Annotated in this window: 9 protein-coding genes and 7 pseudogenes; 10 read left to right on the plus strand and 6 right to left on the minus strand. The window is 51.5% G+C overall.

Translation table 11 applies throughout. The features are described 5' to 3' along the window. Positions 1 to 231: 231 nt before the first annotated feature. Positions 232 to 429 (plus strand): hypothetical protein, encoded by a 198-nt coding sequence (locus tag NI466_RS14875; RefSeq protein ID WP_086044977.1) that lies wholly within the window; start codon positions 232 to 234, stop codon positions 427 to 429. 66 nt (positions 430 to 495) lie between these two features. On the opposite strand, the gene NI466_RS14880 is transcribed toward NI466_RS14875, so the two are convergent. The 3 genes and pseudogenes from NI466_RS14880 to NI466_RS14885 all read right to left on the minus strand — a co-directional run. Continuing rightward, positions 496 to 2,373, minus strand: a complete 1,878-nt coding sequence (locus NI466_RS14880) for a potassium transporter Kup (RefSeq protein ID WP_004282101.1) — start codon at positions 2,371 to 2,373, stop codon at positions 496 to 498. Between the two features lie 374 nt (positions 2,374 to 2,747). Further along, positions 2,748 to 2,825: pseudogene (locus NI466_RS16010) on the minus strand (plasmid replication DNA-binding protein); the annotation flags it as partial. Positions 2,826 to 3,076: 251 nt separating this feature from the next. Next, positions 3,077 to 3,202, minus strand: a pseudogene (locus NI466_RS14885) (pyridine nucleotide-disulfide oxidoreductase); the annotation flags it as partial. Between the two features lie 63 nt (positions 3,203 to 3,265). Between NI466_RS14885 and NI466_RS14890 the strand changes: the two are divergent. The 4 genes and pseudogenes from NI466_RS14890 to NI466_RS16085 all read left to right on the plus strand — a co-directional run. Next, positions 3,266 to 3,970: an IS6-like element IS1008 family transposase gene (locus NI466_RS14890; protein WP_253139186.1), complete on the plus strand. Its 705-nt coding sequence runs from the start codon at positions 3,266 to 3,268 to the stop codon at positions 3,968 to 3,970. 54 nt (positions 3,971 to 4,024) lie between these two features. Further along, positions 4,025 to 4,177, plus strand: a pseudogene (locus tag NI466_RS14895) (IS5/IS1182 family transposase); the annotation flags it as partial. A gap of 306 nt (positions 4,178 to 4,483) precedes the next feature. Then, positions 4,484 to 7,327, plus strand: a complete 2,844-nt coding sequence (gene clpK, locus NI466_RS14900) for a heat shock survival AAA family ATPase ClpK (RefSeq protein ID WP_086044980.1) — start codon at positions 4,484 to 4,486, stop codon at positions 7,325 to 7,327. A gap of 3 nt (positions 7,328 to 7,330) precedes the next feature. After that, a pseudogene (locus NI466_RS16085) lies at positions 7,331 to 7,504 on the plus strand (PLDc N-terminal domain-containing protein); the annotation flags it as partial. A 13-nt stretch (positions 7,505 to 7,517) separates the two neighbouring features. On the opposite strand, the gene NI466_RS16090 reads toward NI466_RS16085, so the two are convergent. Further along, the gene (locus NI466_RS16090) at positions 7,518 to 7,715 is read right to left on the minus strand and encodes a hypothetical protein (RefSeq protein WP_435575027.1); all 198 of its coding nucleotides are present in this window, start codon (positions 7,713 to 7,715) and stop codon (positions 7,518 to 7,520) included. On the opposite strand from NI466_RS16090, the pseudogene NI466_RS16095 reads away from it, so the two are divergent. Continuing rightward, positions 7,678 to 7,770, plus strand: a pseudogene (locus tag NI466_RS16095) (PLDc N-terminal domain-containing protein); the annotation flags it as partial. The gene NI466_RS16090 and the pseudogene NI466_RS16095 sit on opposite strands and share 38 nt — an antisense overlap. Here the strand turns inward: NI466_RS16095 and NI466_RS14910 are convergent. Next, positions 7,760 to 8,362: pseudogene (locus NI466_RS14910) on the minus strand (IS5 family transposase); the annotation flags it as partial. The pseudogenes NI466_RS16095 and NI466_RS14910 overlap by 11 nt on opposite strands. Positions 8,363 to 8,374: 12 nt before the next feature. On the opposite strand from NI466_RS14910, the gene NI466_RS14915 reads away from it, so the two are divergent. The 4 genes from NI466_RS14915 to NI466_RS14930 are packed head-to-tail and all read left to right on the plus strand — an operon-like array spanning position 8,375 to position 11,138. Further along, positions 8,375 to 8,656, plus strand: a complete 282-nt coding sequence (locus NI466_RS14915; RefSeq protein WP_025465747.1) for a GGDEF domain-containing protein — start codon at positions 8,375 to 8,377, stop codon at positions 8,654 to 8,656. Between the two features lie 11 nt (positions 8,657 to 8,667). After that, complete coding sequence (locus NI466_RS14920; protein ID WP_004733151.1) at positions 8,668 to 9,156, plus strand: phosphate-starvation-inducible PsiE family protein; 489 nt, start codon at positions 8,668 to 8,670, stop codon at positions 9,154 to 9,156. Next, on the plus strand, positions 9,143 to 9,967 hold the full coding sequence (locus tag NI466_RS14925; protein ID WP_035341335.1) for a zinc metalloprotease HtpX: 825 nt from the start codon (positions 9,143 to 9,145) through the stop codon (positions 9,965 to 9,967). Before NI466_RS14920 ends, NI466_RS14925 begins: the two co-directional genes overlap by 14 nt. Before the next feature lie 19 nt (positions 9,968 to 9,986). Then, positions 9,987 to 11,138, plus strand: a complete 1,152-nt coding sequence (locus tag NI466_RS14930; protein WP_002072799.1) for a S1C family serine protease — start codon at positions 9,987 to 9,989, stop codon at positions 11,136 to 11,138. 624 nt (positions 11,139 to 11,762) lie between these two features. On the opposite strand, the pseudogene NI466_RS14935 reads toward NI466_RS14930, so the two are convergent. Further along, positions 11,763 to 12,139, minus strand: a pseudogene (locus tag NI466_RS14935) (hypothetical protein); the annotation flags it as partial.

Raw genomic sequence — 12,139 nt, forward strand, 5'->3', positions numbered from 1 at the left:
GGTTGTGCGGTAGATTTTGTGTGTAGGCTTCTTCATTTGAAAATTATATCGCTGAAAAAGCCTTTACAGATAGGTTTGTGCAACAAAGCCGTTGAATATTCATACTTTCAATGGAGCAAAACTTGCAGAATCTTGTCTAATTTGTAATCCTTGCAGCCAAGGGTGTCTAGCTGAGCTAAGGCAGGTATTTGTTGTAGTCGGGCCGCTATAATATTGATAAAGAGCGCCTGTATGTTTAATTTCAAGATTTTTAATAAAGTCTCTACGGAAGTGTTGACGATAAAAAATGACCTTCAGCTTAATTCTGAAATTCAACTTATAACAAAATATAAGACCTCTACTTCTGAAGATTATAAAAAAGCAATTATTTTGATCTTTAAAGAACGTGGTTATTTAGCTTTAGAGATTGGTCAACTATTGGAAAATTAAAGTAAAAGATTTATTCTGATCAGATAGGCACCCTTATTTAAAGGTGCCTATTCATTTTAGAAATTCTTAAATTTCAATCTGACTACCTAGCTCTACCACCCGGTTAGAAGGGATTTTATAAAAATCACTGACAGGGCTGGTATTTTTTTGCATTGCGACAAATAACTTTTCACGCCATGTAGACATCTTGCTGGACAGACTTGGAATTAATCTTTCTCTAGAAACAAAGAAGCTGATATTCATTAAGTCATATTCAAGATCCAGTACTGAAAAAGCTTGTTTCAATGAATGAGGCACATTAGGCTCTTCTTTAAATCCATAATGGATCGTTATTCTGAAAAAACCATTCTCTAGTACTTCAGTAACGATTCGCTTAGCTTCATCAACATACGGGATTTCAGAAGTCTTGATTGTCACCAAAAAATTACGTTCATGCAGAACTTTATTATGCTTTAGATTATGTAAAAGCGCATGGGGTACGACTTGAGGCGTTCCAGTTAAAAATACGGCATTTCCACTCACTTTCTGACCTGTCTGTTCAAGGTGCTCAAGAAACACATTCAGTGGAAGCGTGTCCTTCTGCAGTTTGTCCTGAAGAATCTCTCTGCCTTTTTTCCAGGTCATCATGAGGGTAAAAACAATAACCGCAATAACGACTGGTACCCAGCCTCCAATCAGGACTTTTAATAGGTTTGAACTCAGCAAAACCAGATCAATAAAGGCGAATGGAATAATGAACAGTAAGACTTTCCATGTTTTCCATTTCCAGTAACTATAAGCCAGAAAAGCTACTAACAGTGTGTCACAGAACATGGTCACAGTGACGGCCAGACCATAAGCACCTGCCAACTTGCTGCTACTTTCAAATATTAAGATCAAGATGGTGATAGAGATAAACAGGAGCCAGTTCAGTAATGGAATATAAATTTGTCCAATTTCCGAAGCGGAGGTATGTAAAACTGTAAGCCTAGGTAGATATCCCAACTGTATTGCCTGTTTAGCCATTGAGAATACCCCACTGATTAAAGCCTGTGAGGCAATCACTGCAGCTGCAGTAGCCAGAATAATCATAGGATATAGAAGGGCTGAAGGCAGAAGCAGGTAAAAAGGATTGGTGATAGCCGAAGGATCTCTTAACAGTAATGCTCCTTGTCCAGCATAATTCAGCATCAGACATGGCAGTACAATTAAAAACCAGCCTAACTTGATCGGTAAAATACCAAAATGTCCCATATCCGCATATAAGGCTTCACCACCTGTTACTGTTAAAACCACAGCTCCCATCACAAAAAATGAAATAAGAGGATTGTTAATAACGAATAAAAAAGCCCAGTGTGGGCTGAATAATGCAAGAACAAATGGACTTTGAATAATACTCATAATGCCAATGGCACCAATAGATAGGAACCATAACAGGGTAATAGGACCAAAAAACTTCCCCATCATTGCAGTCCCATGTTTTTGAACGGCAAAGAGAGCTATAAGAATTCCAATACTGATTGGAATAATGAAGCGATCAAATGACGGGGCAGCAACAGAAAGTCCCTCAACTGCAGATAAAACAGAAATAGCAGGGGTGATGATACCGTCACCGAAGAATAAGGATGCTCCAATGAAACCTAAGATAATGATTGCCAATCTTTTTCCACGGGACAATCCTTTTTGCCTAAGGTTTAAGGCGAGTAATGCCATGATACCCCCTTCACCATTGTTATCAGCTCTCATGATCACCAAAACATATTTAAGCGAAACAATTAAGGTAATGGTCCAAAAGATTAAAGAGAGAATTCCCAGGATATTAAGTTCATTAATAGGTAGCCCGCGTGTCGCATGAAAGCTTTCTTTTAATGCATATAATGGACTCGTTCCTATATCGCCGAATACTACTCCTAGTGCAGCCAGTGTTAATGCTGGTACTGCCGGCTTACTCACATTATTTTGCATATATTTGATTTACAAAATTGGGGAGCCTCGAATTTTATCATCTGGCTTCTCATGAAATTGCCTTGTACATAAAAACCCATACTTTCTTAGAGTGTTATAGTTTTTCTAGCTAAGCCTGCACTATATAGGTGCTATTTCACTTATAAGTAATCCAAAAATATATAATTCTTTAATAGATAATTTTAAGTTTTTTCTAAAATTAACATAATACACCTTATACGAAATGCGGTATAATTCTCTTGAAAATTCAAAGCTGTAGTTTCTTTTTTGCCCAACCTCCCCAAGGTGGGCTTTTTTTTATGATTTTTCACGTTCCACGCTTATTATTTAATCAAAGTTTCACGACTTTATTCATATGAGTTAAACAATCGTGGTTAATCATAGGGTCTAAAAAAACGGCTCCAAAAGCCTCTTTTTTCGGATTCTGGTTGTTCAGGGGTAGCAATCTGTTTAGGTGAACCGTACTGGGTTTATTGGAGACAAGTTTTAAATCTAATTTATGTAACTATAGAGTATACTCTAAAGTTACATTATTTCTCTTACAGGTAAGACTGTAGACTTGCACTTGGAGCTTTCAACTTCACTAAATAGCCCGATAAGCCTAGGTCGAGAAAGTCTTTACAAAGCTCTTTCCGGTGAGGGTTAAACTTAGTTTCGATACTGTTATCAAAGTTGTAAAAGCACTTAGTTTACGGCAAGCAATTTAACATTGGATGTAATTATAAATATTATCTAAATAAGCTGCAATTTCATCCACTGTGGCTCTCGCAGTCCTTGAAACACCCACCAGTGTCGCTGAACCAGGTCTGGTCCACTCACCATATCCTACGGCACTGTTGCAAATAGGCTGACATGATAAGCTAAATATCTTATTTATTTCGAGATACAGCAGATGAATCCCTTCCATGGTCGGCACTTTCAAGGTGAAATCATTCTTTGGGCTGTTCGTTGGTATTGTAAATATGGCATCAGCTATCGTGAACTTCAAGAAATGCTCGCTGAACGAGGTGTGAATGTTGACCACACCACAATTTATCGTTGGGTTCAGCGTTATGCTCCAGAAATGGAAAAACGCTTACGCTGGTATTGGCGTAATCCTACAGATTTACATTCATGGCATATGGATGAGACTTATATCAAAGTGAAGGGGCGATGGACTTACCTGTATCGTGCAGTTGATCAACATGGTCATACGATTGACTTTTACCTTTCCGCTAGACGGAACAGTAAATCAGCTTATTGTTTTTTAGGAAAGATCTTCAGTACGGTGAAAAAATGGCAAATTCCACGGGTCATCAATACAGATAAAGCAGCGACCTATGGCCATGCTTTATCACGGTTAAAGCGAGAAGGAAAATGTCCAGTAGATATTGAGCACAGGCAGATTAAGTATAAAAATAATGTCATTGAATGTGATCATGGTAAGTTAAAGCGGATCATCAGGGCCACATTAGGATTCAAATCTATGAAGACGGCTTATGCCACAATTAAAGGTATTGAAGTCATGCGTGCACTACGTAAAGGACAAGCATCGTCATTTTATTATGGTCAGCCTCAGGGTGAAGTGTGTCTAATCAACAGGGTTTTCGGTCTCTAAGTACTTTTTAAAGGGAACATCATCGACTCAAATCTCTATTTGCAACAGTGCCGTTTGGTGGAAACCAAGATGCATTGCATCAAATTATTAGGCGATAAATTAATGGCAAGAAGCTTTCCTAGTCAGGTGAATGAAATTCATGCACGTGTAGCAGTCCTCAACAGATTTACGGAATTAGGTCGACCACTTACCCAAGTTACGCCTTAAATTTGGCTCAATTAGGGGCGCTTTGCATTTCAAATCTTTGTGCAACAAAGCCGCTGTACATTGACTCTTGATATTCTTTCCTGGTAAGCGCAATATCTTACAAAGTCTTGCAAGGATTTCCTTGGCCGGAACCGCAAAGCGACGCGATTGGAGAGGGCGAAATGAAAGCGCACCTACAGGTGATTTTCACGCTCGATCCCGATCAACGGCTGACGCGGGGCAGCGCGTTTTTCTCAAAAAACAAAAAGAGATGAGGCACCGTGATCGGCGGTGCTTCGTCAGATCAATCTTTACAGGAGCATCATCATGGACAGAAAACAATGCCAGGTCTGCGGCCAACCCGCCACCGTGCGGGTGGAAGCCAATCTCAACGGTCGTCACAGCACCATGCTGTTGTGTGACGACCATTACCGTCAACTGGTGCGCCAGCAAAAGCGCACCGTCTCGCCGCTGGAAGCCTTGTTCGGCTCGCGCAGCGGCCTGTTCGAGGACTTCCTCGGCAGTGACTTCTTCCGCATCGGCGACGACGCGACGCCGATGGCCGCCGATACCGATGACGTGGTCGATGCCTCGTTCGGCGAGCCCGCAGGTTCGGGTGCGCCGCGCCGTCGCGGCAGTGGTTTGGCCAGCCGCATCAGCGAACAGTCGGAAGCCCTGCTGCAGGAGGCCGCCAAACACGCTGCAGAGTTCGGGCGCGCCGAAGTCGATACCGAACACCTGCTGCTGGCGCTATCCGACAGCGACGTGGTCAAGACCATCCTGGGGCAGTTCAAGATCAAGGTCGATGACCTCAAGCAACAGATCGAATCCGAAGCCAAGCGCGGCGAAAAGCCGTTCGAGGGCGAAATCGGCGTGTCGCCCCGCGTCAAGGATGCGCTCAGCCGTGCTTTCGTGGCCTCCAACGAACTCGGCCACTCTTATGTCGGGCCGGAGCATTTCCTGATCGGACTCGCTGAGGAAGGCGAAGGTTTGGCGGCCAACCTGCTGCGCCGTTACGGCCTCACGCCGCAAGCGCTGCGCCAACAGGTCAGCAAGGTGGTCGGCAAGGGCGCCGAGGATGGCCGCGCCGAGACGCCGACCAACACGCCGGAACTCGACAAGTACTCACGTGACCTGACCAAGATGGCGCGTGACGGCAAGCTCGACCCGGTGATCGGCCGTGCGCAGGAGATCGAGACCACCATCGAGGTGCTGGCCCGGCGCAAGAAGAACAACCCGGTGCTGATCGGCGAGCCGGGCGTGGGCAAGACCGCCATCATCGAGGGGCTGGCGCAGCGCATGGTGGCCGGTGAAGTGCCCGAGACCTTGCGCGACAAGCGCCTGGTGGAACTCAACATCAACGCCATGGTGGCCGGCGCCAAGTATCGCGGCGAGTTCGAGGAGCGCGTGCAAAAGGTGCTGAAGGAGATCTCCGAGCACCAGGGCGAGCTGATTCTGTTCATCGACGAGGTGCACACCATCGTCGGTGCCGGCCAGGGCGGTGGCGAAGGCGGGCTGGACGTGGCCAACGTCTTCAAGCCGATGATGGCGCGCGGCGAGCTGAACCTGATCGGCGCCACCACGCTCAACGAGTACCAGAAATACATCGAGAAGGATGCCGCGCTGGAGCGGCGCTTCCAGCCGGTGACGGTGCCCGAGCCGACAGTGGCACAGGCCATCATGATTCTGCGCGGCCTGCGCGACACCTTCGAGGCGCACCACAAGGTCAGCATCTCTGAGGACGCGATCATCGCGGCGGCTGAGTTGTCCGACCGCTACATCACCGCCCGCTTTTTGCCCGACAAGGCCATCGACCTGCTTGACCAGGCGGCCGCACGCGTGAAGCTGTCAGCCACGGCCCGCCCGGTGGCGGTGCAAGAGCTGGAGTCCGAACTGCACCAGCTGCGGCGTGAGCAGGACTATGTGGCCTCGCGCAAGCAGTACGACAAGGCCTCCGAGCTGGGCAAGCGCATCGAGGCCAAGGAGACTGAACTCAAGAAGCTCGTCGAGGAATGGGAACGCGAGCGCGCCTCGGGCAGCGCCGAAGTCAAGGCCGAGCATGTCGCACAGATCGTCTCGCGCCTGACCGGCATTCCGGTCAACGAGCTGACGGTGGAAGAACGCGAGAAGCTGCTGCATCTGGAGCAGCGGCTGCACGAGCGCCTGGTGGGTCAGGATGAAGCAGTGCGCGCGGTGGCCGATGCCGTGCGGCTGTCGCGGGCGGGCCTGCGCGAGGGCAGCAAGCCGGTGGCGACGTTCCTGTTCCTCGGGCCGACCGGCGTGGGCAAGACCGAGCTCGCCAAGGCGCTGGCCGAGTCCATCTATGGCGATGAAGGTGCGCTGCTGCGCATCGACATGTCCGAGTACGGGGAACGCCATACCGTGGCACGCCTGGTGGGCGCGCCTCCGGGTTATGTGGGCTATGACGAGGGTGGCCAGCTCACCGAGAAGGTGCGTCGCAAGCCTTACAGCGTGTTGCTGCTGGACGAGATCGAGAAGGCGCACCCCGACGTCTACAACATCCTGCTGCAGGTGTTCGACGACGGGCGCCTCACCGACGGCAAAGGCCGGGTGGTGGATTTCACCAATACCATCATCATCGCCACCTCGAACTTGGGCTCGGACATCATCCAGCGTCGGCTGAAGGCCCGTAGCGCCGCCGGCGAGGAGTATGAGAAGACCAAGTCCGAGGTGATGGACGTGCTGCGCGGACACTTCCGCCCCGAGTTCATCAACCGCATCGACGAGATCATCGTCTTCCATGCGCTGGGCAAGGAGGAGATCCGCCATATCGTCGGCCTGCAGCTCGATCGTGTGGCCCGCAACGCCGCCAGCCAGGGCGTGACGCTGACCTTCGATCAGACCTTGATCGATCACTTCGCGGAGGAAGGCTACAAGCCCGAGTTCGGCGCGCGTGAGCTCAAGCGGCTGATCCGCAGCGAGCTGGAGACGGCACTGGCGCGCGAGATGCTGGGTGGCGGTATCGGCAAGGGCGATCACGCCAGCGCCCGCTGGGATGACAAGCCCGAACGGGTGGTCTTCGAGCGCCAGGAGCCACCCGCGAAGCCGGCCGAGCCTGAGAAGCCCGATGCCGCGAACGTGGCTGAGGCGCCGCCGAGCGACGCGAGCAAGCCTGCGCGCAAGAAGAAGTCAGCGGGCGGCGAATCTTGAGCGATGGGGGCTGTCGTGTCCGACCCCAACGGGCTGACATGGGCAGCCACCCTCGTGCCGCTGGCGGTCACTATCCCCACAGCGGGGCACGCGGTCATCTTCAAGCGTGACCCTCGATCGGCCACGCTGTGGGTGCTGCTGATCGCGCTGTTGCCGCTGGGCGGTTCGCTGCTGTATGGGCTGTTCGGCATCAACCGTTACCAGCGGCAACCGCATCGAGCCGCTCGTCGATGGCGAGCAGGCCTACCCGGCCATGCTCGCTGCCATCGAATAGGCGCGGAACAGCGTCGCGCTGGCTTCGTACATCTTCGACGGCCAAGGCATCGGGGCGCAGTTCGTCGATGCGCTGAGCCGGGCTCATCGACAGCGGCAAGATCGACAACGCCAAAGCGGAACTCGCCCGAGCACTGAACACCCTGGTGGTGACCTCGGTCGCCTTTCCTCAGCTCCATCGGTATAGACGGAGTCAACTCTCTCATCTTGTGGAATCTGATCGAGTAAATCACCAAGTACCTGTGAATCACTCACATTGTTGGTTGTGAGCTGAACAGCGCGTATTTGTAAGGTTTTAGCATCTATACCAATATGTAATTTACGCCATTGGCGACGATATTCAGGCTGATGTTTTTTATGCTTCCATTCACCCTCACCTAAGATTTTCAGACCTGTAGAGTCAACGATTAGATACAGTCCATCACAACTTTTTTGATAGCTAATCACAATATCAATATGCTGTTGTCGTCTACAAATTGTAGTGTAGTCTGGCGCTATCCAATTTAACCCACAAAGATGGATGAGACTTTGAACAAAGCCAGTGACCATGCGTAAAGACAATCGAAAGAGAGATTTAATCATTAGGCAGCATTGGATAGCTGCGTCGGAGTAAGTTTGATTTCGTCCTTGTTTGCCTTTTGATGGGGCATACCATTGCGTAGCAGGATCAAACCAAATGGCAATATTTCCACGATTAATGAGAGCTTGGTTATATGAAGACCAATTGGTTGTGCGATAAATTTTAGGTGTCGACTTATTCATTTGAAAATTATATTGTGGAATAAGCCTTTAGAGATAGGTTTGTGCAACAAAGCCGAAGCGGCATCGATTGAAGACGCCCAAGTATGGGCGGAGCGATTTCGTCAGGACGTTGCGACGACAGCGGTGGTGTGTGGAGAGGTGTCGATCAGCTATAGCGCCAGCATGGGGGTGGCCCCCCTTGACGTCTGCTTAAACTCTTCCGAGCAGGTGATGCAGCAGGCGGACAGCGCGCTCTACCAGGCAAAAAGACAAGGGCGCAACCAAGTTGTGGGCGCACAAGTATTTCAGAATTGAGAGGAATGGCGATGAAGGAAAAGCAACCGGACCCGATCAAAACATTTCGTGCCCAATGGGCAGTGATGACGTTCTACGAGCGCTTCGAACAGGTGATCGCGCTCGCGCTGTCCGCAATCATTGCCGTGATCATCGTGGTCTCGCTGCTGCAGCTGATCTCGATCGTCTTCAGCCTGCTGGTCATCGATGCGTTCAATCCGCTCGATCACAAGGTCTTCCAGACCGTGTTCGGCATGATCATGACGCTGCTCATCGCCATGGAGTTCAAGCATTCCATCGTGCGGGTGGCCTTGCGCCGCGATAGCATCATCCAGGTCAAGACGGTGATCCTGATCGGGCTGATCGCCTTGGCGCGCAAGTTCGTGATCCTCGACCCGGAGACCAGCCCCGCCAAGATCGCGGCGCTCGCAGGCGCGATCTTGGCCCTCGGGGCGACTTACTGGCTGCTGCGCGAGCGCGATGACCGGGCCGCCGGGGAAAGCCCAAATGAGCCATCGTGATCGGCGCCACGCGCAGGCTGCCGGCGCGCGGCATCGCTGGCTCAATCGCCTGCAAACCGCGCTGTTGGTGCTGACCCTGCGGCTGTATGGCGCACGCCCTCTGCACCCGAATGAAGCGCCCGATCTTTGGGCTGTGTTGCGCGAACTGGCGGCGCGGGCCGGGTTGCCTGCCGTGCCGGTACCGCACTACGTGCCCAGCGGGGTCGTCAACGCCTTCGCCACCGGTACGAAGCATCACGCGGCCATCGCGCTGACCGACGGTCTGCTGCGTAGCCTCACGCCCCGCGAGTTGACCGGCGTGCTCGGCCACGAAATCGCGCATATTGCGAACGAGGATTTGCGTGTCATGGGCCTGGCCGATTCCATCAGCCGGCTCACCCATCTTCTGGCCTTGTTGGGGCAAATCATGCTCCTCTTCAGCCTGCCGGCCTTGCTGTGGGGCACAGTCGCTATCCAGTGGCCGGCGCTGCTGTTGCTGGCCGTTTCGCCGCAGCTCGCGCTGCTGGGTTTGTCGCGGGTGCACGAATTCGACGCCGACCGGCTCACCGCCGAATTGACCGGCGACCCACAGGGATTGGCTTTGGCGCTCGCCAAGATCGAGCGGGAGAGTCGCGCCTGGCTGCTGCCCGGATGGGGCAACCCGGAACCCTCCTGGTTGCGCACGCATCCGGCGACGACAGAGCGCATCCAACGCTTGCGGGAATTGGCTGATTCGATGGCACCGCAACCGCTTCATTCCAGCCCATTTCTGCCGGACATCCCCTTGGCGCCACGCCCACCGCGTTGGCGCGCCAGCGGTGTCTGGCGCTGATTTCAACAAGGAGAATGGCATGACCTACCCCGACCTCAACAGCCGCCCGGCGCCGGACCGATTCATCCGGCGCTGGCTCGTCATCACTGGCTGCATCGCCGCACTCATGCTGCTGTGGCAGTTCTTGCCTGCCATCGAAGCCTGGTTCAGTCCGCGCGAAGCGGCCGAGCGCACGGTGACACCGCGTGGTGATCTGGCGGCAGACGAGCAGACCACCATCCAACTGTTCGAGAAATCGCGCGGGTCGGTGGTTTACATCACCACGGCGCAACTGGTGCGTGACGTCTGGTCGCGCAATGTCTTTTCCGTGCCGCGCGGCACCGGCTCCGGCTTCATCTGGGACGATGCCGGCCACGTGGTGACCAACTTCCACGTCATCCAGGGGGCATCGTCTGCCACGGTCAAACTGGCCGACGGTCGCGATTATCAGGCTGCGCTGGTGGGCGCCAGCCCCGAGCACGACATCGCCGTGCTCAAGATCGGCGTCGGCTTCAAGCGCCCGCCCGCTGTGCCGGTGGGCACCAGTGCCGACCTCAAGGTCGGGCAGAAAGTGTTCGCTATCGGCAATCCCTTCGGATTGGACTGGACGCTCACCACCGGCATCGTCTCGGCGCTCGACCGCACCCTCGACGGCGAAGGGGGCGGGCCTGCCATCGATCACCTGATCCAGACCGACGCCGCTATCAACCCCGGCAACTCCGGCGGCCCGCTGCTCGATTCGGCCGGGCGGCTGATCGGCATCAACACCGCCATCTACAGCCCTTCGGGCGCGTCCGCTGGCATCGGTTTCGCTGTGCCGGTGGATACCGTCATGCGCGTGGTGCCGCAACTCATAAAGACCGGCAAGTACATCCGTCCGGCGCTGGGCATCGAGGTGGATGAGCAGCTCAACGCGCGTCTGCAGGCGCTGACCGGTAGTAAGGGCGTATTCGTATTGCGCGTGACGCCGGGCTCGGTGGCGCACAGGGCCGGGCTCGTCGGCATCGAGGTCACCGCAGGCGGCATCGTGCCCGGCGATCGCGTTATCAGCATCGACGGTATCGCCGTCGACGACGTCACCACATTACAGGCCCGGCTAGACGACAAGAACGTTGGAGATGTTGTGGTCTTGTTAGTGGAGCGGGCCGGCAAGACTCGCGAGATGCTTGTGGAACTACAACCGGGAGTTTGATGGAAAGTGGGTCATGGATCTGCATAGCGAAGCAGTCAAGCGACTTCAGCCTTGCGCCGAACTACGAGCCCTAGCTAGTGCAGTGGGGGGAAGGCTGTTTAGGTTAAATGGATATAAGGGAGTCATTTTTGATTGTGTTTTTAAAAGAAGGTGTTGATTTTTTTGGGTAAGCATTTAGGGCGTCCAAGGGTTGGAGCAGTTGGCACGGATGAGAGAGCTCAATGCTCGCTAGGGATTGGATCTATGTGTTTTTTCTGACTGACTGCTTACGTGTTGGAACGGGCAACATCGGAAAAGGATGAATTTTTATTTTCACCATTTACCGTATTTTTCGAGCCTGGGCGAAAATTAGGATGATACTTTAGCGCCCTTAATCATTCTCCCATGAAAGGCAAAACGATCCAGTCTCGGGTGTAAGTGCTCACAACATACTGATATAAAATGGATTTTTTATGAATAGGAGAGCGCGCGACGTTTCTCTCTGTTTTTAGGGTTAGGATGAAACTTTATTTGCATCCCACAACTGAACTAAAATTTCACTCTTTTCTACTTCGCAAATGTATAGAAAACATGAAATACCAAGTAATTTCATACATATATGATTGTATAAAAAATATTCTTTAATTAGGATTTGTTCTTCTGTAAGCTTATGAATAAATTTTTAAAGCGATTTTTCCATTCATCTGGTGTTGCGTATAAATGTTTTATTGCAATCATTTTATTAATGAAACTATCACAGTAGAGTGCCCATTTTTTTATTCCCTTGGCATTTTCTAGTTCAATACAGATTTTTTTAATTTGTGCGCTTGTTAACTTCTGCTGTGTAAAGATAAGAAAAGCACAAAATGCCTCATGATTTTTATTTTTATGTATATCGATGAGATAGGAAAAAACATTTTGATTTTTTAAGGGCTTTGTTGCACAAAGATTTGAAATGCAAAGCGCCCCTAATTGAGCCAAATTTAAGGCGTAACTTGGGTAAGTGGTCGACCTAATTCCGT

The organism is Acinetobacter lwoffii (assembly GCF_024129595.1).
Classification (GTDB): Bacteria; Pseudomonadota; Gammaproteobacteria; order Pseudomonadales; family Moraxellaceae; genus Acinetobacter; species Acinetobacter lwoffii_O.